Origin of the sequence: Pseudoxanthomonas sp. 3HH-4, assembly GCF_006716465.1 — a bacterium.
In the GTDB taxonomy this organism is placed as follows: Bacteria; Pseudomonadota; Gammaproteobacteria; order Xanthomonadales; family Xanthomonadaceae; genus Pseudoxanthomonas_A.
Map to the genome: position 1 here is coordinate 355,904 of NZ_VFPB01000005.1, position 20,584 is coordinate 376,487.

Below are 20,584 nucleotides of genomic sequence, written 5' to 3' on the forward strand. Positions count from 1 at the left end.
TGCGTGCCGGGCGTGGACGTCGCGCCGCCGCATGAGCCGCCTCCCCACCATCCACGGCATCACCCAGCGCGCAGACGGGCCGGACCGGCATGTCGAGGAACTCGACCTGGAGTTCAGCAACGGCGAACGCCGTCGCTACCATCGGCTCCGTGCACAGGGTCATGGCGCGGTGGTCGTGGTGCCGATGCAGGACGAGGACACCGTGCTCCTGGTGCGCGAGTACGCCGCCGGCATGCACCGTTACGAACTGGGCCTGGTGAAGGGCCGGATCGATGCCGGCGAAACGCCGGAGCAGGCGGCCGACCGCGAACTCAAGGAAGAAGCCGGCTTCGGTGCGCGCCGTATCGACGTGCTGCGCGCCCTGACCCTGGCACCCACTTACATGAGCCACCAGTCCTGGCTGGTGGTGGCAAGAGACCTGTACCCCGAGCGCCTGCCGGGGGATGAACCCGAGGAGTTGGAAGTAGTGCCCTGGAAGTTGCAAGACCTCGACCAGCTGATGCTGCGCGAGGATTTTTCGGAAGGTCGTTCGCTGGCGGCTCTGTTCATCGCCCGCGAATGGTTGAAAGAGCGGACATGAGTCGCATGACCGCCGACCTGCACGAAGCCGTCATAGTCATCGCCCGCGAAGCGGGCCAGGCCATCATGGCCGTGTACGAGAACGCCTTCGATGTGCAGCGCAAGAGTGACGACAGCCCGCTGACCGCCGCCGACATGGCCGCGCACCAGGTCATCGCCGACGGCCTGCGTCGGCTGACCCCGCAATGGCCGGTGCTGTCGGAAGAAGCCTCCGACATTCCATGGGGCGAGCGCAGCCAATGGCCGACCTACTGGCTGGTGGACCCGCTGGACGGCACGCGCGAGTTCATCAAGCGCAATGGCGAGTTCACCGTGAACATCGCGCTGATCGAACAGAACGAGCCCATCTTCGGCGTGGTGCATGCACCGGTGACCGGCGAGACCTGGCATGCGCGCCAAGGCCGCAACGCGTACCGCCGCATCGGCGAAGTGGACGCGCAGATCCGCACGCGTGCACCTGCCCGGGGCACGCTGAAGGTGGCGGCCAGCCGCTCGCACCGCGACGCGCGCACGCAGGCTTTCCTGGACGGCATGGGCGTGATCGAGGAGGTCTCGCTGGGCTCCTCGCTCAAGTTCTGCCGCATCGCCGAGGGCACACTGGACGTCTATCCGCGCTTCGGCCCCACCAGCGAGTGGGACACCGCCGCCGCGCAATGCGTGCTGGAAGCCGCCGGCGGCGCACTGCTCGCGCCGGACGGACGTGCCTTCCGCTACAACCGCCGCGAGACCCTGCTCAATGGCGATTTCGTGGCGCTGGGCGACATGACGCTGCCGTGGCGCGACTGGCTGGCGCGGGCGCGGGACGGCGACCATGGACATGCCCGCAGTGCCTGATGGCGACATTGCGCGCCTGCTGGGCATCATGGCCCGGCTGCGCAATCCCGAAGGCGGTTGCCCGTGGGACCTGGAGCAGGACTTCGCCTCGATCGCGCCCTACACGATCGAGGAAGCGTACGAAGTCGCCGACGCGATCGACCGCAATGACCTGCCGGCATTGAAGGACGAACTCGGCGACCTGCTGCTGCAGGTCGTCTTCCATGCGCAGATGGCGGACGAACAGGGTGCGTTCGCGTTCGGGGACGTGGTCAATGCCATCTGCGACAAGATGGTGAGGCGGCATCCGCATGTCTTCGGCCCTTCTACGGACTCGGGACAGGTTGCCTCGTTCGCCGATGCGGAAGCGCAGAGCGTCAACTGGGAAGCGATCAAGGCCGCCGAGCGCAAGGCCGCCGGCGAGGAAGACGCCTCGGCGCTGGCCGGTGTTTCGCGCGGGTTGCCGGAGTGGCAGCGCGCGGTGAAGCTGCAATCGCGCGCGGCCCGCGTGGGCTTCGACTGGCCGGATACCGCGCCGGTGATCGACAAGCTGCACGAGGAGATTGATGAGGTGCGCGTCGAGCTCGCCGCCGCGCCCTCGCCCGAGCGGGACGTGCGGTTGGAAGACGAGATCGGCGACCTGCTGTTCGTCGCCGCCAATCTGGCGCGCCATGCCAGGGTGGATGTGGGCGGTGCGCTGCGTCGCGCCAACCTGAAGTTCGAACGCCGCTTCCGCGCGATGGAAGCGCTGGCCGCCGAAGACGGGACCACGATGTCCGCGCTGAGCCTGCAGCAGCAGGAAGCGCTGTGGGCGCGGGTCAAGCAGCGGGGCTTGTAATAGGGGCTTCGGCCCCGACCACGCAAGGCATCGGGGCTGAAGCCCCCTCCTACAGGGGTCTCATGAAAACCTTGCTGCTCTTCCTGTTGACCGCGCTGGCCGAGATCGTCGGTTGTTACCTTCCGTACCTCTGGTTGCGAAAGGGCGGCAGCATCTGGATGCTGGTTCCGGCCGCGGCCAGCCTGGCGCTGTTCGCCTGGCTGCTGACCCTGCACCCCACGGCCTCCGGCCGGGTCTATGCGGCTTATGGGGGCGTCTACGTCACCGTCGCGATTTTCTGGCTGTGGGCGGTGGACGCGGTGAAGCCGACCCGCTGGGACCTGCTGGGCGCCGGCTTGTGCCTGGCCGGCATGGCGGTGATCATGTTTTCGCCACGCGCTGCCTGACCCTGTGGGAGGGGACATGAGCCGCTTCGCCAGCTTCCGCGAGTTCTATCCGTTCTACCTGCGCGAACACAGCAACCGCACCTCGCGCCGGCTGCATTTCATTGGCAGCTGCGGTGTGCTTGCCCTGCTCGTGCTGGCCATCGTCGAGCGCAACGCTTGGTGGCTGCTGGCCGCGCTGTTCTGCGGCTACGGGTTTGCCTGGATCGGCCACTTCTTTTTCGAGAAGAACCGGCCCGCGACGTTCAAGCATCCGTTCTATTCCTTCGCCGGCGACTGGGTGATGTTCAAGGACATCCTCGTCGGCAAGATCCGGTTCTGAGCGGCGCATGAGCCGCGTGGTCCGGCACACCGTCCACGCCGTCGCGCTGTTGGTCGGGGTGCCGTTGGCCGGACTGCTCACATACGATATTGTGGCTGTCAGGCCACATGTGGCCGGGATCCAGTCGCTGCTTGCCAGCGCCGAACCGCAGGAAGCATCCCCTCCAGCGTTCATTCGCGATCTCATCGATGCCGGCGAGGGCTCGCCGGATGCTTACGGCGCGCGCCTGGCGCTGGCGCAGGTATACGGCGCGGAAGAGCGGAACGCCGTGCGCCGGCATGCACGCGAACTGCTCTGGCAGATCCTGCTTCCGCTGCACCTCGACGAATCCGGCATGCACGGCCTCGTCGTGTCCCAGGCGCACAACGGCGTGGATGCTGGCCTTGCTGTTTTCGCGCAACGCGAGTACGGCAAATCCCTCGACGACCTGTCGCCGATGGAGGCGGCACGCGCCGTCGCTGTCATCAAAAGTCCCTCCCACTACCTGCGAGACAGGCAGAGGCTGGAAGCACGTGCGGAGTGGATGCTGGAGCGCGCCGGATACCTTCACTGAGTGCGGCCGACGCCCTCACTCGTAGAACATCAGGAACGCCGCGCCCACGATCAGCGCAAAGGCGGCGTAGTGGTTCCATTTCAGTGGCTGGCCCAAGTACCAGGTGCTGAAGCCCGCGAAGACCAGCAGGGTCAGGATCTCCTGGATCGTCTTCAGCTGCACGACCGAATAGACCGCACTGCCCATGCGGTTGGCCGGGACCATCAGCGTGTACTCGAAGAAGGCGATGCCCCAGCTGGCCAGGATCGCGACGAACAGCGGGGATGATTTGTACTTCAGGTGCCCGTACCAGGCGAAGGTCATGAAGACGTTGGAGGCCAGCAGCAGGAAGAGGGGCAGGACGCGTTCGATCATGGCGGGGTCGTCGGGGAGGGGTGGCGAAGCGTAATCCCAACTGTGGGCTGAATGGAGCTGCGGCCTTCACATGATGTCCACCGGGAGGTCGGTAGCTTCACAAACCTGAAGCCTCTGAAGGAGTTGTCATGCGACACAGTCAGGAAACCGCGGGTCTGGTGCTGGTGGTGGAAGACAACCGGAACATCTCGGAGATGATTGGAGAGTATCTCGAGGGCCGGGGATTCGAGGTCGATTACGCCACCGACGGCCTGGATGGTTACCGGCTGGCGGTGGAGAACAGCTACGACGTGCTGGTGCTGGACCTGATGCTGCCACGCCTGGACGGGATGGAAGTCTGCAAGCGCCTGCGCACCGAGGCCCGCAAATCCACGCCGGTGCTGATGCTTACCGCGCGCGATACCCTGGACGACAAGCTGACCGGCCTGAGTTCCGGCGCCGACGACTATCTCACCAAGCCTTTCGCCATCCAGGAACTGGAAGCCCGGCTCCGCGCGCTGATCCGCCGCGAGCGCCGCCAGGTGGGTGCCGAAGTGCTGAAGGTCGCGGACCTGGTGCTGGACCCGGTCAGCATGCGTGCCACCCGCGGTGGCACCGAGCTGATGCTGTCGCCGATCGGCCTGCGCCTGCTCACCATCCTGATGCGTGAATCGCCGCGCGTGGTGACCCGACAGGAGATCGAACGCGAGATCTGGGGCAATGGCCTGCCGGATTCGGACACGCTCCGCAGCCATCTGTACAACCTGCGCAAAGTGATCGACAAGCCGTTCGACAAGCCGCTGCTGCATACGGTGCAGAGCGCGGGCTACCGCATCGCGGACATCGGCTGACCCGACCGTCGGGCGCGCGTCATAATCGCGTCCTCGCCCGACGACACGCCGATGCGCCACGGCCTGCCCCGAAAACTCAGGATCGCCTTCATCCTGCAGGCCGTGATGGTCAGCCTGGCCATCGTGCTGGGCGTGTACCTGATCTCCGCAGTGATCAAGCACAGCCTGATGAACACCGCGCTTCAGGAGGAGGCGACGCACTTCTGGGAGTTGTACAGCGCCAGCACCGCGCAACCTCCACCCAATACCCACAATCTGCGCGGCTACTTGGTGGTGAAGGGGCACTCCAACCTCGTGCTGCCGGAGAACCTGCGCAACCTCGCGCCCGGGTTCCACGAGCTGAAACAGGACGACCAGCTGGTGCTGGTGGACGAGGAGCCCGCGGGTCGCCTCTACCTGGTGTTCCTGCGCTCCCAGGCCGAACGGCTGGCCTTCTACTTCGGCACCGTGCCGATCATCATGATGCTGGTGGCGATCTACCTGGTGTCCTGGCTGACGTATCGCGCCTCCAAGCGGCTGGTCTCCCCGGTCAGCTGGCTCGCGCGGCAGGTGGCGGAATGGGATCCGCGCCGCCCTGATGTCAGCGTGCTGGCCCCTGACCGGCTTCCCAACGACGTGCAGGGTGAAGCACGGCAGCTGGCTTCCGCATTGCACGGCCTGGCGCAGCGCGTAAGTGCGCACGTGGCCCGCGAGCGCGACTTCACCCGCGACGCCAGCCATGAATTGCGAACGCCGTTGACCGTGATCCGCGTAGCCACCGACATGGGCATGGCCGAGGACGCGCCGCCGCGCGTCGTGCGCGCGCTGCAGCGCATCCAGCGCGCCGGCCGCGACATGGAGGCGGTGATCGACGCGTTCCTGATCCTGGCCCGTGAGGCCGAGGTCGAACCGCAGAGCGAGGACTTTGACGTTGCCGATATCGTCATGGACGAGGCCGAGAATGCCCGCGCCCTGTTGTTGAACAAGCCGGTGGACCTGGAGGTCACCCTGCACGCACGGCCGAGGCTTCACGCGCCACCGAGGGTGTTCCAGGTGGTGGTCAGCAACCTGCTGCGCAATGCGTGTGCGTACACCGACCGGGGCCGCATAGACGTCGTGCTGGAGCCGGATCGCGTGATCGTGCGCGACACCGGTATCGGGATGTCGGCCGAATCGATGACACGGGTGTTCGAGCCGTTCTATCGTGCAGACCCCACGCGTCCGCACGGCAGCGGTCTGGGCCTGTCCATCGTCAGCCGGCTGTGCGACCGCTTCGGCTGGAAGATCGAGCTGGACAGCGAGCCAGGGCACGGAACCACCGCGACGATCCGCTTCGTTCCGTAATCCATACCGGGACTGACCGGCGACGCGGACTGTCAACCACGTCGCCTCCCACGCGTTTCCTTGCACGACTCCCCACCTTCCGAGCCGACTCACTGCATGAGCCAGCCTGCACGCACCGCTCCCCGCAAGAAATCCCCGCTGCCCATCATCCTGCTCGGCGTCGCCGTAGTCGCCATCCTGGGCGCGGGGGCATGGTACTGGACCTCGCGCAAGGCCGAGGGTGCCGAGAGCGCCTATCGCACCGCCACTGTCGAGCGTGGCGACATCCGCGTGGCCATCTCGGCCACCGGCACGCTCAGTGCCATCTCCACGGTCACCGTGGGCAGCCAGATTTCCGGCCAGGTCACCGACGTGCTGGTCGACTACAACAGCGAAGTGAAGAAGGGCGAGGTGCTTGCGCGCATCGATCCGAGCACCTACGAGGCCCAGATCGAACAGGGCAATGCGCAGATCGCCAATGCGCAAGCCAGTCTGAGGCAGGCGCAGGCAACGCTGGCGAACGCCGAGCTCGACTACACCCGCAAGGCCGACCTGGGCCGGCAGAAGCTGGTCGCGCAGAGCGATGTCGACCTGGCGCGCGCTTCGCGCGACCAGGCGCGCGCCCAGGTCAACGCGGCGCAGGCGCAGATCCGCCAGCAGACCGCGTCCACCCAGACCACGCGCGTCAACCTGGACCGTACCGTCATCCGCTCGCCGGTGGATGGCGTGGTGCTGACCCGCACCATCGAGCCCGGCCAGACCGTGGCCGCCAGCCTCCAGGCGCCGGAGCTGTTCACCATCGCCGAGGATCTGTCGAAGATGAAGATCGAGCTGGCCGTCGACGAAGCCGACATCGGCCAGGTCAAGGTCGGGCAGGCGGTCTCGTTCACCGTCGACGCCTTCGCCGACCGCCAGTTCCGCGGCGAAGTGCAGCAGGTGCGGTTGTCGGCGACCACCACCAGCAACGTGGTGACGTACCCGGTCGTGGTCAGCGTGGACAACAGCGACGGCACACTGCTGCCGGGCCTGACCGTCAACGCCGAGATCGAAGTCAGCAAACGCGACGACATCCTCAAGATCTCCAACGCCGCCCTGCGCTACAAGCCGACCGGTGAACAGGCCGGTGCGGCGTCCCCGGCGCAGGCGGCACCGCAGGGCGGACAGAATCGCGGTGGCGGCGTCAGCGACGACCTGGTGCGCGTGGCCGGCACCCTGCAGCTGAAGCCCGAGCAGCAGGCCGCTTTCGATGCGGCGCTTGCCGCGCTGCGCGAACGCCAGGCCGCCCGCATGGCGCAGGCGCAGCAGCGCGGCGCCAGCATGTTCGGCGGACCGGGTGGCGGACAACGGTCAGGGGGCAACGCCGGAGGGGGTTCGGGCGCGCTGCAGGCGCAGATGCGCCAGCGCATGGCCGACCGCATGCAGCAGGATTTCGCCGCCTTCCGCGCCACCCTGGACGACAAGCAGAAGCAGCGCTGGGATGGCGAGCTGCGCACGCTGCTCGGTGCCAAGCGCGCACCCCTGTACGCGCTGGTCGACGGCAAGCCCGGGATGGTGCAGGTCCGCATCGGCGCCAGCGACGGTACCAGCACCGAGGTGTCCGGCCCGGTGAAGGAAGGCGACGTGGTGGTCGTGGGCGAGCGCGCGAAGGAATGAACATGCCGTCAGCGAATGCGGGCGACCGCTTGCCGGTCATCCAGACGCACGCGCTGGGCAAGGTCTATTCCGCGGGCACCGAGGCTGAAGTCGTCGCGCTGAAAGGCGTGGACATGCGCGTGGACCGCGGCGACTTCGTCGCCATCATGGGACCGTCCGGCTCGGGCAAGTCCACGCTGATGAACCTGATCGGCTGCCTGGACACGCCCAGTGATGGCGCCTATTTCTGCGACGGCATCGACGTGGCCACGCTGGACGCCGAGCAACTGGCCGTCCTGCGTCGCGAGAAGATCGGCTTCGTGTTCCAGGGCTTCCACCTGCTGCCGCGCATGACCGCGCTGGAGAACGTGGCCATGCCGCTGGGTTACGCGCAGGTGCCGCCGGGCGAGCGGACTGAACGCGCGCGCCAGGCGCTGGCCGCGGTCGGCCTGGCCGAGCGCGCGGGCCATCGCCCGAACGAACTGTCCGGCGGCCAGCAGCAGCGCGTCGCCATCGCACGCGCGCTGATCAACCAGCCGCCGATCCTGTTGGCCGACGAACCCACCGGTGCGCTGGACAGCAAGACGGGCGAGGAGATCCTGGCCCTGTTCAAGCGCCTGCGCGACGACGGCCACACCGTCATCCTGATCACCCACGACCCCGAAGTCGCCGCGCACGCCGACCGCATCCTGGTGATGCGCGACGGCGAACTGCATGAGGAAGCGGTGAATCGTGATTCGTGATTCGTGATTCGTGATTCGTGATTGGAAAAGGGCGTGCCATGAAACCGGTTCCTAAACGAGCTTTCGACATGCGAGTGCTACTGGTCTGTCGTCGCGTTGCTCCTGCAGATCACCAATCACACATCACCCATCACGGCTTTCAATCATGAAATTCTCCGACATCCTGCGCACCGCGCTGCATGCGCTGCGCGGCAACTGGATGCGCAGCGCGCTGACCTCACTCGGCGTGATCATCGGCATCGCCGCCGTCATCGTGATGGTGTCGGTGGGGCAGGGCACGCAGGCGGAAATCGACAAGCTTGTCTCCGGCCTCGGTTCCCAGCGCCTGGACATCAGCCCGGGTGCCGGCCGGGGTCCCGGCGGCGGTGGCGTGCGGATGAGTTCCAGCAGCTTCTACACCCTCAAGGAGGGCGACGTGGAGGCGATCCGCAACGAGATCCCGGAAGTGCAGTACGTGGCCGGCGCGTTGCGTGGCAACACGCAGATCGTGTTCGCCGAGAACAATGCGTCGACCAGCTGGCAGGGCGTGCAGGCGGACTTCTTCGACATCAACGGCTGGGTCATCGCCAATGGCGAGGGCTTCGATGCGCAGGATTATTCCAGCGCCGCCAAGGTCGTCATCCTCGGCGAGACGGTGCGGCGCACGCTGTTCGGCGAGGACAGCGGCGTCGGCCAGACCGTGCGCCTGGGGCGGGTGCCGTTCACCGTGGTGGGCACGCTGGCGCCCAAGGGGCAGGGTGGCTTCGGACAGGACCAGGATGACGTGATGATGGTGCCGCTGGAAACCGCGCGACGCCGGCTGTTGGGCTCGATGGGCCTGCCGCCGGGCGCGGTGATGCAGGTGGCATTGACCGTGGCCGATGCCAAGGATCTCGGCTACGTGCAGGGCGAAGTGGAAGCGCTGCTGCGCCAACGGCACAAGATCGATCCGGGCGAGGAAGACGACTTCAACGTCCGCAACATCTCCGAGATCGTCGCCACCCGCACCGCGACCACCAAGCTGATGTCGTTGCTGCTGGGCGCGGTGGCCACCATTTCGCTGATCGTGGGCGGCATCGGCATCATGAACATCATGCTGGTCTCGGTGACCGAACGCATCCGCGAGATCGGCCTGCGGATGGCCGTGGGCGCGGGCCCGGGCGACGTGCGCCGGCAATTCCTCGCCGAGGCCATGCTGCTGTCGCTGGGCGGCGGCGTGCTGGGCATTGTCATCGGTGTGGTCGGCGCGCTGCTGGTGGGTCAGTTCAGCGAACTGCCGGTGGCGTTGAACGGGCAGGTGATCGGACTCGCCGCGGGCTTTTCGATCGCCACCGGCCTGTTCTTCGGTTACTACCCGGCGCGCAAGGCATCGCAGCTGGACCCCATCGAGGCGTTGCGCTCGCAGTAGTCCCGACGTGGCTGGTGCGGCGCGACGGCGGGAGTATGCTGGAGCCCCGTCGTGCCCACCGGTGCCTGCCGCCATGAGCCCGCATTCCGCCCGTCGGCCGCTTGCCCTGGCCATCCATGGAGGCGCCGGCGTCATCGAACGGGGCAGCCTCGGTGTGGAGGTGGAAGCAGCAATCCACGCCGAACTTGCGCGTGCGCTCGATGTCGGCCATGCGATCCTCGCGACCGGCGGCAGCGCCCTGGATGCGGTGGAAGCGGCGGTGACCGTCCTGGAGGATTCCCCGTACTTCAACGCTGGTCGTGGCGCGGTGTTCACCGCCGACGGCAGGCATGAACTGGATGCTTCCATCATGGATGGCCGCCACCGCCGCGCTGGCGCGGTTGCAGGCGTCATGACCGTGCGCCACCCGGTGCGGCTCGCACGACGCGTGCTGGAGGATTCGCCGCACGTGTTCCTGATCGGTGACGGTGCAGAGCAGTTCGCCGACACCCAGCCCGGCATCGATCGAGTGCCGAACGGCTGGTTCTCGACCGAGGCGCGACGCGCGCAGTTGCGTGATGCGCAGCAGCGTGAGCAGCGGGCATGGCATGGCAACGACGACCTTCGCGGCCGGTACTTCGGCACCGTCGGTGCCGTGGCGCTGGACAGCCGCGGACACGTGGCGGCCGCGACTTCGACCGGTGGCATGACCAACAAGCGCTGGGGTCGCGTGGGCGATTCGCCGGTGATCGGCGCAGGCACCTGGGCGGATGCGCGCTGCGCGGTGTCGTGCAGTGGCTGGGGCGAGTTCTACATCCGCAATGCGGCAGCGCATGACATCGCCGCGCGCGTGGCCTACCGCGGTGATCGCCTGCGCGACGCCGTGGAGGACGTCATCCTCGGCGAAGTGCCACAGCACGGCGGCGACGGTGGCGCCATCGCGGTGGATCGCGACGGCAATGTCGCGCTGGTCCTCAACACGCGCGGCATGTATCGCGGCTGGGTGCTGCCGGACGGTACGCGCGGTACCGCCATCTACCAGGACGCCTGAATGCCTGCATCACCGGGGAAAGAAGCCGCTACGTTGACGCTCGCCGATCACCGCGCCCTCCGCGCGCAGGCGCTGCGCCTGTGCCGTCGCGCGGACGAAGCGGACGACCTGGTGCAGGAAACGCTGCTGGCCGGCCTGCTCGCCGGACGCCACGATCTGCCCTGGCTGTCGGGCGTATTGCGGCGTCAGGCAGCGATGGCGGCACGTGCGGGTGTCCGGCGCCGACGGCGCGAGGCCTTGGCCGGCATGGCGATGGAGGATGCCGCAGAACCGGCCGCCTCCCACGACACAGGGGTTCCAGCGCAACCGCCGGCGTGGCTGGCGACGCTGCCACCGTCGGCGCGCCGGCTGGCGGTGCTCGCGTTGCACGGACTGTCGGCGGACGAGATCCGCTGGATCCTGCGCATCGAACCCACCGCGTTCCGCCAACGCCTGACCCGCATCCGCAAGGTGCTCTCCGCGCAACTCCCATCGATGCGCGCGGAGAGCATCGCCCTGGCCTACCTGCGCGACCCGTCGCGCAGCGTGGACCTGCCATTCGGCCTGGCCCGGCGTGCCTTGAAGGCTGCCATGCGTGCAGGCGAGGGCCTGGGAACGCACGATCCGGATGGGCACCTGGTCCTGATCGACGCCGGTGCTCACACATGGACATCCCGCGGCAACCAACAGACGGGAATCACACAGGAGGACATCCCATGCTCACGCAGTGCAAAGTAGGCGCCATCGTGTTCTTTGTTTCCGACCTCGCCCGGTCGGTGGACTTCTACCGCGGCACGCTGGGTCTGCCGATCGACGCGCTGGACGGTCACGATGGCCCGTGGGCGATGGGGGACGTCGGCGAACTGACGCTGGTCTTCATCCCGCGCCCCGCACGGGCCGGCGAATCGCCGGTCGTTGTCTTCAGCCTCGACGGCGGCATCGACGACCACGCGGAGGCGCTGGCTGCGAAAGGCGTGGAGATCGTCGTGCCGGTCAGCGAATCGCCCGATGGCGGACTGTCGCTTGATTTCCTCGACCCGGACGGCAACGTGCTGAGCCTGCACCAGCCGCCCGGTGCGGCCAGGAGAGCGTGAAGGGTGCTTGCGCGCATGGTGCTGGCGATGATCTCCAGTGTCGGCATCGGCGATGCGGCGCGCAGCGCGACGGTGTGGGATCGGTTGTCCGGACATTGACGGGGAACCGGTGACGTCAGCGGCATGCAGGCGACGCTGGCCCTGAGCTTCGCGCGCGTGCTGGAAGGTAAGGCGCACCGCCTTTCCTTCCACAATCGCATGCGCGCTGCCGATGGCAGGGAGTGGCCGTTCGCGGCGGGCGACCTGTTTCTGCCATGGCGACGCGCCGTGTCGTGGCCACTGGTATGACACGCGCGGCATGATCCTGCCGCTGGTCGCGACACCACAGGCCGATGCGCTTACCGTCGAATGGGGCGACGCTGCCACCGCGCTCGAGCCGCACCACCTACCCGCTGGACGCTGACACCCTGCATCTCACCGACGAGGTGCGGGGCAAGGAGGAGCATTGGAAAGCGTTCGGGCGATCCCGATTGCAGAGATCCGAGGAAACAACGGGCGACGATGACAGGTAATCGGTGTCATGCCGTAGTCTTCGCGTCGCTTGCACGGCACATGAAAAATGTGAGCTGAAAATCCATATCTAGAACGAAAATTACAAGCTAGATTCGACCCACTGCGCTGTCCTGCGCAGCAATCACAACACTCGGAGTCGGATCGGCTTATGAAGAAGAATCGCATGGCGATGTGGGTGGGTTTGGCACTCGTGACGATGGGCGCGGCGCAAGCCGCCAACGCGGGTGGCAGGCCGGATCTGGTGATCAAGGGATTGAAGGCGGGTCAGCCCCACGTCAGTGGCGAACTGCTGGTGAAGTACCGCGATGGCGCAGTGTCGGCCGACCGTGACGCGGTGGTGCAGGGCCTGGGTGCGCAGAAGCTGGAAACCGTGCGCCGCGGCAACGGTCGCAATGGCGAAATCGCACTGCTCAAGCTGCCTGGCAACGTGGATCTGTCCGCGGCCGTGCAGGTGCTCAGCGCCGATCCGGCCGTCGAGTACGCCGAACCGAACTGGACCTACCAGCACAACGCAGTGTCCAACGACACCTATTCCACCAATGGTTCGCTGTGGGGCATGTACGGTGATGCGGGCACCCCCGCGAACGCCTATGGTTCGCAGGCGTCCGAGGCATGGGCCGCCGGCCACACCAGCTGCGGCAACGTCGTGATCGGCGTGATCGACGAAGGCATCTACTTCAACCATGAAGACCTGGCCGCCAACATCTGGACCAACGCGTACGACCCGGTCGACGGCGTGGACAACGACGGCAACGGCTACGTCGACGACGTGCGCGGCTGGGACTTCGATGGCAACAGCAACAACATCAACTCCGGCGGTGCCAACGACGACCACGGCACGCACGTGGCCGGTACCATCGCCGGCGTCGGCGGCAACGGCAAGGGCGTGGCCGGCGTCTGCTGGAGCGGCGTCAAGCTGATCAGTGGCAAGTTCCTCGGTCGTCGCGGCGGCAACACCGCCAACGCGGTCAAGGCGCTTGACTACTTCACCGACCTCAAGACCCGTCACGGCCTGAACCTGGTCGCGACCAACAACTCGTGGGGCGGTGGTGGCTACTCGCAGGCACTCAGCGATGCCATCGACCGCGCCGGCCAGGCGGAGATCCTGACGATCGTCGCGGCCGGCAACGACAGCGTCAATTGCGAAGGCAACACGTCCGGCGCGTGCTATCCGGCGGCCTATCCGAACGCGGGCATCCTGTCGGTGGCGGCGATCCGCTCCACGGGTGCGCTGGTCTACAACTATGGCGTCACGACCGTGGACCTGGGCGCCCCCGGCTATGGCATCTGGTCGACGGTGCCGAAATCGTCGAAGGGCAAGGTAGTGTCAGGTTACGCCAGCTACAGCGGCACCTCGATGGCCACGCCGCATGTCACCGGTGCCGCGGCTCTGTATGCATCGACCCGTCCTGGCGTGACAGCGGCGCAGATCAAGGCCGCCATCCTCAACAGCACCGTGCCGACGCCATCGCTGCAGGGCAAGACCGTCACTGGTGGGCGCCTCGACGCCAGCGGCTTCTGACGCAAGGCCTCCGTGGAACGAAGAAGCCCGGCATCGCCGGGCTTCTCTTTTTCTCGCCGTCGGACGCGGCTACTTCAGATAGGGCGCGATGGCGCGCTGCCAGATGACATAGCCGGCGCGGTTCATGTGCAGGCGGTCTTCGATGAAAAGGGCTTCATTCGGTTGTCCCGTCGCGTCCAGCATGGGCGTGAAGATGTCGATGTAGTCCACGCCCAGGCGTTGGGCTTCCGCTGCGATCAATGTGTTCGCCTCGCGCTGTACGGACAGCAGTTGCGCGCGCGAAGGGCTGGGCTTGTTGCTGATGTACGCGATCTTCGCCTTGGGCAGGTCGCGGCGCACGCGTTCGACGAAGGCGATGAAGTCGGCGCGCAGCTGCTGCGGCGTACGGCCCGCGTTGAGGTCGTTGTCACCGGCATAGATCAGAATCTGGCGCGGTGCGTACGGCACGATGATGCGGTCGGCGTACCACGTGCTGTCCCGCAGTTCCGAACCACCGAAGCCGCGGTTGATCACCGGCACGCCGGGGAAGTCCTGCGCCAGCGTGTCCCACAGGCGGATCGACGAGCTGCCGGTGAACACCACGCCTCCGCGCGGTGGCGGCGATTGCGCGTCTTCGGCCGCGAACCGCTGCATGTCGGTTTCCCAGGCGGCGTTCGACACCTGCTCCGGGATGCGCGGGGCGGTCGTTGCGGTGGCGTCCGTGGCCACGTCGGGCGTCGTGGGCGGGCTGCCGGCACAGGCGGCCAGCAGGGCCAACAGGGCGCTGGCGAACACGGCGGGGCGAACGGGGTTCAGGAAAGACACAGGGGAGGGCTCCTTCGGTTCAGGCAGGCCCCAGTGGACCAGTCGAGGGCAGCCGATGCAAACCGCGGCGGGGCGGTCCGGGGGTGCCTTGTGGCAAAATCGCTCCCTTGGCGCGGCGTCCGCGCCGGTTCCACCCGATCCGACCTCCCGCTGGCCCAGGCCCCGCCTGACCGGCCAGGGACGATGCGGGGCCTCCTTCGCACCGACCTGCCCATGGCTGACGAAACCGGACACCTTCCCCGCGGCCCTGGCCGCATCCTCAAAGCCACCGTGTGGTCCTTCCAGGGACTGCGTGCGGCGTGGATGCACGAATCCTCCTTCCGGCTGGAGGTGTACCTGCTCGTCGTGCTCGCGCCGCTGGCGCTGTGGCTGGGCGGAACCGGTCTGGAGCGCGCGCTGCTGATCGGCAGCTGCCTGCTGGTGCTGGCCGCCGAACTGCTGAACTCCGCCGTGGAAGCCGTGATCGAACGCTACGGTCCCGAGCACCACGAACTCGCCGGCCGCGCGAAGGACATGGGGTCGGCGGCGGTCTTCGTGCTGATGATGAACGTGCTGCTGTGCTGGGGATTGATCCTCGCGCCGCGCTACCTGTGAAATCCTGATATGAACAAGGTGTTTACCCGATGATGGAATTGCTTACCGATCCGCAGGTGTGGATCACGCTGATCACGCTGAGTGCGATCGAGATCGTGCTGGGCATCGACAACCTGGTCTTCATCTCCATCGCGGTCAGCAAGCTGCCGCCGCACCAGCGTGAAGTCGCGCGCAAGTTCGGCATCGCGGTGGCTTGCATCACCCGCATCCTGCTGCTGCTGACGCTGGCCTGGCTGGCCGGCCTGACCGCCGACCTGTTCACGCTGTTCGGGCAAGGCATCTCGGTGCGCGACCTGGTGCTGATCCTGGGTGGTGTGTTCCTGCTGGTGAAGGGCACCAAGGAAATCCTGGAACTGGTGAAGGGCGAACCCGACTCGGAAGACGTACACACGCGCCCGGCTGTTTCGTTCGCTGGCGTGATCGCGCAGATCGCGGTGATCGACATCGTGTTCTCGCTGGACTCGGTGATCGCGGCCGTCGGCATGGCGAACCACACCCCGGTGATGGTCGCCGCGATCCTGCTGGCGGTGGCGGTGATGCTGCTGGCGGCCAAGCCGCTTGGCCAGTTCATCGACAACAACCCGACCATCAAGATGCTGGCGCTGGCCTTCATCGTCGCCGTGGGTGCCTACCTGCTGCTGGACGGTTTCGAGATGCATATCCCGAAGGGCTACCTGTACGGCGCGATGGGTTTCTCGGCTGTGGTCGAGTGCCTCAACTTGTGGGCGAAGAAGCGGGCCGGCCGGCGCATGCTGCGCGAGTAAGCCTTGCATCCACCGCGTACCCCAAAGGGCTCCTCGGGGAGCCCTTTGCTTTTCACGTGAGACTAACAAGTCGACGTGCCACGCAGTGTGACGTGGCGGATGCTTGCGTGGTCATGGGCAAGGTGCTGCAATCGGCCCGTCTGTCCAAAGGAGTGTCGTGCCATGCAGGTTTCGCGTCTATGGTTGCTCGTCGTGTTGACCGTGCTGCTGTCCGGCTGCGGTTACAACACCATCCAGCAGAAGGACGAAGCCGTGAAGGCAGGCTGGTCCGAGGTGCTCAACCAGTACAAGCGTCGTGCCGATCTCATTCCCAATCTGGTCAAGACCGTGCAGGGCTATGCGCAGCAGGAGCGCCAGGTGCTGACCGACGTGACCAACGCGCGCGCGCGCGTGGGCCAGATCCAGGTCAATGCCGACGATGCCGCCTCGCTGCAGCAGTTCCAGCAGGCGCAGGGTGAGCTGTCCGGCGCACTGTCCCGGTTGCTGGTCGTCACCGAGAATTACCCGAACCTGAAATCCGACCAGTCCTTCCGCGACCTGCAGGCGCAGCTGGAAGGTACGGAAAACCGCATCACCGTGGCGCGCGGGCGCTACATCCAGACGGTGCAGGACTACAACACCTATATCCGCCAGTTCCCGCAGGTGATCACCGCCAAGGTCACCGGCGCGAAGGAAAAGCCGAACTTCACCGTCGAGAACGAAGCCGCGATCTCCGAAGCGCCGGCCGTCGATTTCGGTACGCCGGCACCGGCGACGCCGCAGGCTCCGACAGCGCCGCCTCCGCCGTCGCCCGGCAACTGATCAGCGTCCCGGCGCTTCCATGCTGCGTGCGCTGGCGCTCTGCCTGCTGCTGATCGTCGCGCCCGCCTGGGCGCAGTCGCTGGCGGCGATTCCCGCACTCGATTCGCCGGTGGTCGATACCACCGGCACGCTGGATGCCACGCAGAAGCAGCAACTGGAAGCGCAGGCATTGGCCCTGCAGCAGCGCAAAGGCAGCCAGTTGCAGGTGTTGATGGTGCCCAGCACGCAACCCGAAACCATCGAGCAGTACGCGGTGCGCGTGTTCGAACAGTGGGAGCTCGGCCGCAAGGGCGTGGGTGATGGCGTGTTGCTGCTGGTGGCCAAGGACGACCGCCGCGTGCGGATCGAAACCGGCTACGGACTGGAAGGTGCGATTCCCGACGCCATCGCCAACCGCGTGATCCAGGAATACCTGGCGCCGAAGTTCCGTGCTGGCGACTATGCGGGCGGTATCACCGATGCGACCGCGACGCTGGTGAAGCTGATCGACGGTGAAGCATTGCCCGAACCGGTCAGCACGCATCGCGTTTCCGGCGAGGGCGGCAAGGGCAGCGGCTTTCTGTTTGCCGCATTCGCCGCCTTCGTCGTGGCCAGCATCGTGCGCGGCATGTTCAGCCGAGCGCCGTCCGGCGTCCGCGGACTGTTCACCGGTGGGGCGGCCGGAGGCGTGGCGCTGCTGCTGTCGTCGCTGCTGACCGTCGGCGGCATCGCCGCCGTGCTGGGACTGCTCTACGGCCTGATGTCGGTGTCGACCCGCGGCGGATACGCCCGGCACCGGGACTGGGGCGGCTGGGGTGGCGGAGGCGGTGGCTTTGGCGGGGGAGGAGGCGGCTTCGGCGGAGGTGGCTGGGGTGGTGGCGGTGGCATGTCGGGGGGCGGTGGCGCCTCGGGGAGTTGGTGATGCGCGTTCTCCGCCATCTGTTCGCCCGTTCGGCGCGCCGGTTGTTCCCGGAATCGACTCTGCACCACATCACCGACGCCATTGCCGAGGGCGAGCGCAGGCATCGCGGCGAGGTGATGTTCGCGGTGGAGTCGGATCTGCCATTGGGTGCAGTACTTTCCGGGGTGGATCCGCGCGAGCGCGCGCACGAGGTGTTCGTGCGGCTGCGCACCTGGGACACGGAAGCCAACAACGGCGTGCTCATCTACCTGCTGCTGGCCGACCACCGCATCGAGATCGTCGCCGACCGCGGCTTGAACGGCCTCGTCAGCGACGCGGCATGGCGCGAGGTCTGCCACCTGATTGAAGTGGGCATGGCGGAGAATCGGGCGGAGCAGGCCGTCATCGACGGCATCCGCGCAGTCTCGGACCTGCTGGCGCTGCATTTCCCGCAGCTGGACGGCCGTCCGGACGAGGACGAACTGCCCAACCGGCCGCACTTGCTGGACTGATCCACCGATCCCGGATCAGTCCGGGATCCGCCACGCGCGGGCAGGGTGGGGCAAAATAGCCCATCTCCACCGGCCAAGCCGAGGCGCATGATCTACCTCCACCAGATCGATCCGATCATCCTTTCGCTGGGGCCGCTGAAGCTGCACTGGTACGGCCTGATGTACCTGCTGGCGTTCGTCACGGCCTGGTGGCTGGGACGCATGCGTGCGTCGCAGGGGCGATTGCCCGGCGTGGACGCCAACGCGTTCTCCGACCTGATGTTCTACGGCATGCTGGGCGTCGTGCTGGGCGGCCGCATCGGTTATGTGCTGTTCTACGGCTTTGGTACCTTCCTCGACAATCCCTTGTCGATCTTCAAGGTCTGGGAAGGCGGCATGAGCTTCCACGGCGGCCTGCTGGGTGTGATGGCCGCAGCATGGTGGTGGTCGCGCAAACATCGCCTGCATTTTTTCGACACCATGGATTTCGTTGCACCGGTGGTCGCTCCCGGGCTTGGCTTTGGCCGTCTGGGCAACTTCATCGGCGCCGAACTCTGGGGCAAGCCGACCGGTGGCGACTGGGGCGTCATCTTTCCGACCGATCCCGCGCTGCGCGGACTGGATGCGGCGCAGCTGCAGGCCCAGTACGCGGCGGGCGCGCTGGATCAGTTCGCGCGCCATCCTTCGCAGCTCTACCAGGCGTTCCTCGAGGGGCTGGTGATGTTCGTGGTGCTATGGGCGGTATCGAGCAAGCCACGACCGCGCTACACCATCTCCGGCCTGTTCGCCCTGATGTACGGCTTGTTCCGTTTCGTGGTGGAGTTCGTGCGCGTGCCGGATGCGGACATCGGCTACCTGGCCTTTGGTTGGCTGACGATGGGCCAGGTGCTGAGCCTGCCGCTGGTGGCACTGGGCCTGTTCCTGCTCGCGTTGTCGCGTCGCGCCCCCACCCTGCAGCCCGTCGCGCCCGGCCCGGCGTCCGGCAAGGACATCGCATGAAGCCATCTGCCGGAGGCAAAGAATGAAGCCGTACCTCGACCTGCTGCGCCACGTGCTGGAGCAGGGCACCGAAAAATCCGACCGCACCGGCACCGGAACGCGCAGCGTGTTCGGCTGGCAGATGCGCTTCGACCTCAACGAAGGCTTTCCGCTGGTCACGACGAAGAAGCTGCACCTGCGCTCGATCGTGCACGAACTGCTGTGGTTCCTGAAAGGCGAAACCAACATCGCCTATCTCAAGGACAACAAGGTCAGCATCTGGGACGAGTGGGCCGATGCCGAAGGCGAACTCGGCCCGGTCTACGGCAAGCAGTGGCGTCGCTGGGCCACGGCCGACGGCGGCGAGATCGACCAGATCAAATGGGTCGTCGAGGAGATCAAGCGCAACCCGGACTCGCGCCGGCTGATCGTGTCGGCCTGGAACGTGGCCGACCTGCCGAAGATGGCGCTGATGCCCTGCCACACGATGTTCCAGTTCTACGTGGTGGAGGGAAAGCTCAGCTGCCAGCTCTACCAGCGCAGTGGCGACATCTTCCTGGGCGTTCCGTTCAACATCGCCAGCTATGCGTTGCTGACCCACATGGTGGCGCAGGCCTGCGGATTGGGTGTGGGCGACTTCGTGCACACGCTGGGCGACGCACACCTGTACTCGAATCACTACGACCAGGCGCGCGAGCAGCTGGCGCGCGAACCTCGCGCGTTGCCCAAGCTTCACCTCAATCCCGAGGTCGCCGACCTGTTTGCCTTCACCTACGACGATATCGGTATCCACGGCTACGACCCGCATCCGGCGATCAAGGCGCCGGTGGCGGTCTAGGTTTCCATGCGCATCTCGCTGATGGTGGCGCTTGATCGCCACCGTGCCATCGGCCGCGACAACGATCTGCCGTGGCGACTGCCGGATGATCTGAAGCGCTTCAAGGCGCTAACGCTGGGCAAGCCGGTGTTGATGGGGCGCAAGACTGCCGAATCCCTGGGCCGTGCGTTGCCGGGCCGGCTCAACCTGGTGCTGACGCGCCGTGGCCGCGTGCCATTCGAAGGCATGCAGGTGGTGGCCTCTATCGATGAGGCGATCCGGATCGCGGCAGAGCAGGGGAGTGATGAGTTGTGCGTGATCGGCGGCGGCGAGATTTACGCGCTGACCCTTGGCCGTGCGGACGTGCTGCACGTGACCGAGGTCGATACCGTGGTCGAGGACGCGCATGCCTTCTTCCCCGAGTTCGATGCCGCGCAGTGGCATGAGATCGCGCGCGAACGGCATCCCGTGGACGCGAAGCACGCGTTGGCCTTTGATTTCGTCGAGTACCGGCGCACCTGAAAACGGGCGATACGCCTTCACGCCTGAGCCGTCATGCCGGCGAAAGCCGCAATCGATTG

Annotated in this window: 26 protein-coding genes; 24 read left to right on the top strand and 2 right to left on the bottom strand. The window is 66.6% G+C overall.

Going from position 1 to position 20,584, the window contains the following annotated elements:
• Window positions 1-31 precede the first annotated feature (31 nt).
• The 6 genes from nudE to FB548_RS16065 all read left to right on the top strand — a co-directional run bounded on the left by nudE (window position 32) and on the right by FB548_RS16065 (window position 3,488).
• Window positions 32-580, top strand: a complete 549-nt coding sequence (gene nudE, locus FB548_RS16040; protein ID WP_142125793.1) for an ADP compounds hydrolase NudE — start codon at window positions 32-34, stop codon at window positions 578-580.
• The gene (gene cysQ, locus FB548_RS16045; RefSeq protein WP_142125794.1) at window positions 577-1,413 is read left to right on the top strand and encodes a 3'(2'),5'-bisphosphate nucleotidase CysQ; all 837 of its coding nucleotides are present in this window, start codon (window positions 577-579) and stop codon (window positions 1,411-1,413) included. Before nudE ends, cysQ begins: the two co-directional genes overlap by 4 nt.
• The gene (gene mazG, locus FB548_RS16050; protein ID WP_142125795.1) at window positions 1,397-2,230 is read left to right on the top strand and encodes a nucleoside triphosphate pyrophosphohydrolase; all 834 of its coding nucleotides are present in this window, start codon (window positions 1,397-1,399) and stop codon (window positions 2,228-2,230) included. The genes cysQ and mazG overlap by 17 nt, the downstream gene beginning before the upstream one ends.
• Window positions 2,231-2,292: 62 nt before the next feature.
• Window positions 2,293-2,616, top strand: coding sequence for a YnfA family protein (locus tag FB548_RS16055; RefSeq protein ID WP_142125796.1), 324 nt, complete (start codon window positions 2,293-2,295; stop codon window positions 2,614-2,616).
• Between the two features lie 16 nt (window positions 2,617-2,632).
• Window positions 2,633-2,935 (top strand): DUF962 domain-containing protein, encoded by a 303-nt coding sequence (locus FB548_RS16060; protein ID WP_142125797.1) that lies wholly within the window; start codon window positions 2,633-2,635, stop codon window positions 2,933-2,935.
• Window positions 2,936-2,942: 7 nt separating this feature from the next.
• Window positions 2,943-3,488 carry a transglycosylase domain-containing protein gene (locus FB548_RS16065; RefSeq protein ID WP_142125798.1) on the top strand — a complete coding sequence of 182 codons (546 nt, stop codon included), beginning with the start codon at window positions 2,943-2,945 and terminating at the stop codon, window positions 3,486-3,488.
• A gap of 15 nt (window positions 3,489-3,503) precedes the next feature.
• On the opposite strand, the gene FB548_RS16070 is transcribed toward FB548_RS16065, so the two are convergent.
• Window positions 3,504-3,842: a DMT family protein gene (locus FB548_RS16070; RefSeq protein ID WP_142125799.1), complete on the bottom strand. Its 339-nt coding sequence runs from the start codon at window positions 3,840-3,842 to the stop codon at window positions 3,504-3,506.
• 128 nt (window positions 3,843-3,970) lie between these two features.
• Between FB548_RS16070 and FB548_RS16075 the strand changes: the two genes are divergently transcribed.
• The 10 genes from FB548_RS16075 (at window position 3,971) to FB548_RS16115 (ending at window position 13,874) form a co-directional block, all read left to right on the top strand.
• A complete protein-coding gene (locus FB548_RS16075; protein WP_055940490.1) occupies window positions 3,971-4,672 on the top strand; it encodes a response regulator transcription factor in 702 nt (233 codons plus the stop codon).
• Between the two features lie 51 nt (window positions 4,673-4,723).
• Entirely contained in the window at window positions 4,724-5,995 is a 1,272-nt protein-coding gene (locus tag FB548_RS16080) for a HAMP domain-containing sensor histidine kinase (RefSeq protein ID WP_142125800.1), read from the top strand.
• A 96-nt stretch (window positions 5,996-6,091) separates the two neighbouring features.
• Window positions 6,092-7,627 carry an efflux RND transporter periplasmic adaptor subunit gene (locus FB548_RS16085; RefSeq protein WP_255470591.1) on the top strand — a complete coding sequence of 512 codons (1,536 nt, stop codon included), beginning with the start codon at window positions 6,092-6,094 and terminating at the stop codon, window positions 7,625-7,627.
• Between the two features lie 2 nt (window positions 7,628-7,629).
• Entirely contained in the window at window positions 7,630-8,349 is a 720-nt protein-coding gene (locus tag FB548_RS16090; protein WP_255470592.1) for an ABC transporter ATP-binding protein, read from the top strand.
• Between the two features lie 145 nt (window positions 8,350-8,494).
• Window positions 8,495-9,736, top strand: coding sequence for an ABC transporter permease (locus FB548_RS16095; protein WP_142125802.1), 1,242 nt, complete (start codon window positions 8,495-8,497; stop codon window positions 9,734-9,736).
• Window positions 9,737-9,809: 73 nt separating this feature from the next.
• Window positions 9,810-10,766 carry an isoaspartyl peptidase/L-asparaginase gene (locus tag FB548_RS16100; RefSeq protein ID WP_142125803.1) on the top strand — a complete coding sequence of 319 codons (957 nt, stop codon included), beginning with the start codon at window positions 9,810-9,812 and terminating at the stop codon, window positions 10,764-10,766.
• Entirely contained in the window at window positions 10,767-11,483 is a 717-nt protein-coding gene (locus FB548_RS16105; RefSeq protein ID WP_142125804.1) for a hypothetical protein, read from the top strand. It begins immediately after the preceding gene.
• Complete coding sequence (locus FB548_RS16110; protein ID WP_142125805.1) at window positions 11,462-11,839, top strand: VOC family protein; 378 nt, start codon at window positions 11,462-11,464, stop codon at window positions 11,837-11,839. The genes FB548_RS16105 and FB548_RS16110 overlap by 22 nt, the downstream gene beginning before the upstream one ends.
• Before the next feature lie 123 nt (window positions 11,840-11,962).
• On the top strand, window positions 11,963-12,127 hold the full coding sequence (locus tag FB548_RS18835) for a hypothetical protein (protein ID WP_185742146.1): 165 nt from the start codon (window positions 11,963-11,965) through the stop codon (window positions 12,125-12,127).
• 373 nt (window positions 12,128-12,500) lie between these two features.
• Window positions 12,501-13,874, top strand: coding sequence for a S8 family peptidase (locus FB548_RS16115; protein WP_221625983.1), 1,374 nt, complete (start codon window positions 12,501-12,503; stop codon window positions 13,872-13,874).
• Window positions 13,875-13,943: 69 nt separating this feature from the next.
• On the opposite strand, the gene FB548_RS16120 is transcribed toward FB548_RS16115, so the two are convergent.
• Window positions 13,944-14,669 (bottom strand): SGNH/GDSL hydrolase family protein, encoded by a 726-nt coding sequence (locus tag FB548_RS16120; RefSeq protein ID WP_185742154.1) that lies wholly within the window; start codon window positions 14,667-14,669, stop codon window positions 13,944-13,946.
• 222 nt (window positions 14,670-14,891) lie between these two features.
• Between FB548_RS16120 and FB548_RS16125 the strand changes: the two genes are divergently transcribed.
• The 8 genes from FB548_RS16125 to FB548_RS16160 all read left to right on the top strand — a co-directional run bounded on the left by FB548_RS16125 (window position 14,892) and on the right by FB548_RS16160 (window position 20,525).
• Complete coding sequence (locus tag FB548_RS16125; RefSeq protein ID WP_142125806.1) at window positions 14,892-15,272, top strand: diacylglycerol kinase; 381 nt, start codon at window positions 14,892-14,894, stop codon at window positions 15,270-15,272.
• 29 nt (window positions 15,273-15,301) lie between these two features.
• A complete protein-coding gene (locus tag FB548_RS16130; RefSeq protein ID WP_142125807.1) occupies window positions 15,302-16,036 on the top strand; it encodes a TerC family protein in 735 nt (244 codons plus the stop codon).
• A gap of 162 nt (window positions 16,037-16,198) precedes the next feature.
• Window positions 16,199-16,837, top strand: coding sequence for a LemA family protein (locus FB548_RS16135; protein WP_142125808.1), 639 nt, complete (start codon window positions 16,199-16,201; stop codon window positions 16,835-16,837).
• Window positions 16,838-16,856: 19 nt separating this feature from the next.
• A complete protein-coding gene (locus FB548_RS16140) occupies window positions 16,857-17,738 on the top strand; it encodes a TPM domain-containing protein (protein WP_142125809.1) in 882 nt (293 codons plus the stop codon).
• Complete coding sequence (locus FB548_RS16145; protein WP_142125810.1) at window positions 17,738-18,229, top strand: TPM domain-containing protein; 492 nt, start codon at window positions 17,738-17,740, stop codon at window positions 18,227-18,229. The genes FB548_RS16140 and FB548_RS16145 overlap by 1 nt, the downstream gene beginning before the upstream one ends.
• An 87-nt stretch (window positions 18,230-18,316) precedes the next feature.
• A complete protein-coding gene (gene lgt, locus FB548_RS16150; protein ID WP_142125811.1) occupies window positions 18,317-19,207 on the top strand; it encodes a prolipoprotein diacylglyceryl transferase in 891 nt (296 codons plus the stop codon).
• A 22-nt stretch (window positions 19,208-19,229) separates the two neighbouring features.
• Complete coding sequence (locus tag FB548_RS16155) at window positions 19,230-20,024, top strand: thymidylate synthase (protein ID WP_142125812.1); 795 nt, start codon at window positions 19,230-19,232, stop codon at window positions 20,022-20,024.
• A 6-nt stretch (window positions 20,025-20,030) separates the two neighbouring features.
• Window positions 20,031-20,525: a dihydrofolate reductase gene (locus tag FB548_RS16160; protein ID WP_142125813.1), complete on the top strand. Its 495-nt coding sequence runs from the start codon at window positions 20,031-20,033 to the stop codon at window positions 20,523-20,525.
• The last annotated feature ends 59 nt before the right edge of the window (window positions 20,526-20,584 follow it).

Excerpts from the sequence above, each read along its gene's own strand:
- nudE (WP_142125793.1), top strand. The coding sequence starts at position 32 with ATGAGCCGCCTCCCCACCATCCACGGCATCACCCAGCGCGCAGACGGG.
- cysQ (WP_142125794.1), top strand. The coding sequence starts at position 577 with ATGAGTCGCATGACCGCCGACCTGCACGAAGCCGTCATAGTCATCGCC.
- mazG (WP_142125795.1), top strand. The coding sequence starts at position 1,397 with ATGCCCGCAGTGCCTGATGGCGACATTGCGCGCCTGCTGGGCATCATG.
- FB548_RS16055 (WP_142125796.1), top strand. The coding sequence starts at position 2,293 with ATGAAAACCTTGCTGCTCTTCCTGTTGACCGCGCTGGCCGAGATCGTC.
- FB548_RS16060 (WP_142125797.1), top strand. The coding sequence starts at position 2,633 with ATGAGCCGCTTCGCCAGCTTCCGCGAGTTCTATCCGTTCTACCTGCGC.
- FB548_RS16065 (WP_142125798.1), top strand. The coding sequence starts at position 2,943 with ATGAGCCGCGTGGTCCGGCACACCGTCCACGCCGTCGCGCTGTTGGTC.
- FB548_RS16070 (WP_142125799.1), bottom strand. The coding sequence starts at position 3,842 with ATGATCGAACGCGTCCTGCCCCTCTTCCTGCTGCTGGCCTCCAACGTC.
- FB548_RS16075 (WP_055940490.1), top strand. The coding sequence starts at position 3,971 with ATGCGACACAGTCAGGAAACCGCGGGTCTGGTGCTGGTGGTGGAAGAC.
- FB548_RS16080 (WP_142125800.1), top strand. The coding sequence starts at position 4,724 with ATGCGCCACGGCCTGCCCCGAAAACTCAGGATCGCCTTCATCCTGCAG.
- FB548_RS16085 (WP_255470591.1), top strand. The coding sequence starts at position 6,092 with ATGAGCCAGCCTGCACGCACCGCTCCCCGCAAGAAATCCCCGCTGCCC.
- FB548_RS16090 (WP_255470592.1), top strand. The coding sequence starts at position 7,630 with ATGCCGTCAGCGAATGCGGGCGACCGCTTGCCGGTCATCCAGACGCAC.
- FB548_RS16095 (WP_142125802.1), top strand. The coding sequence starts at position 8,495 with ATGAAATTCTCCGACATCCTGCGCACCGCGCTGCATGCGCTGCGCGGC.
- FB548_RS16100 (WP_142125803.1), top strand. The coding sequence starts at position 9,810 with ATGAGCCCGCATTCCGCCCGTCGGCCGCTTGCCCTGGCCATCCATGGA.
- FB548_RS16105 (WP_142125804.1), top strand. The coding sequence starts at position 10,767 with ATGCCTGCATCACCGGGGAAAGAAGCCGCTACGTTGACGCTCGCCGAT.
- FB548_RS16110 (WP_142125805.1), top strand. The coding sequence starts at position 11,462 with ATGCTCACGCAGTGCAAAGTAGGCGCCATCGTGTTCTTTGTTTCCGAC.
- FB548_RS18835 (WP_185742146.1), top strand. The coding sequence starts at position 11,963 with ATGCAGGCGACGCTGGCCCTGAGCTTCGCGCGCGTGCTGGAAGGTAAG.
- FB548_RS16115 (WP_221625983.1), top strand. The coding sequence starts at position 12,501 with ATGAAGAAGAATCGCATGGCGATGTGGGTGGGTTTGGCACTCGTGACG.
- FB548_RS16125 (WP_142125806.1), top strand. The coding sequence starts at position 14,892 with ATGGCTGACGAAACCGGACACCTTCCCCGCGGCCCTGGCCGCATCCTC.
- FB548_RS16130 (WP_142125807.1), top strand. The coding sequence starts at position 15,302 with ATGATGGAATTGCTTACCGATCCGCAGGTGTGGATCACGCTGATCACG.
- FB548_RS16135 (WP_142125808.1), top strand. The coding sequence starts at position 16,199 with ATGCAGGTTTCGCGTCTATGGTTGCTCGTCGTGTTGACCGTGCTGCTG.
- FB548_RS16140 (WP_142125809.1), top strand. The coding sequence starts at position 16,857 with ATGCTGCGTGCGCTGGCGCTCTGCCTGCTGCTGATCGTCGCGCCCGCC.
- FB548_RS16145 (WP_142125810.1), top strand. The coding sequence starts at position 17,738 with ATGCGCGTTCTCCGCCATCTGTTCGCCCGTTCGGCGCGCCGGTTGTTC.
- lgt (WP_142125811.1), top strand. The coding sequence starts at position 18,317 with ATGATCTACCTCCACCAGATCGATCCGATCATCCTTTCGCTGGGGCCG.
- FB548_RS16155 (WP_142125812.1), top strand. The coding sequence starts at position 19,230 with ATGAAGCCGTACCTCGACCTGCTGCGCCACGTGCTGGAGCAGGGCACC.
- FB548_RS16160 (WP_142125813.1), top strand. The coding sequence starts at position 20,031 with ATGCGCATCTCGCTGATGGTGGCGCTTGATCGCCACCGTGCCATCGGC.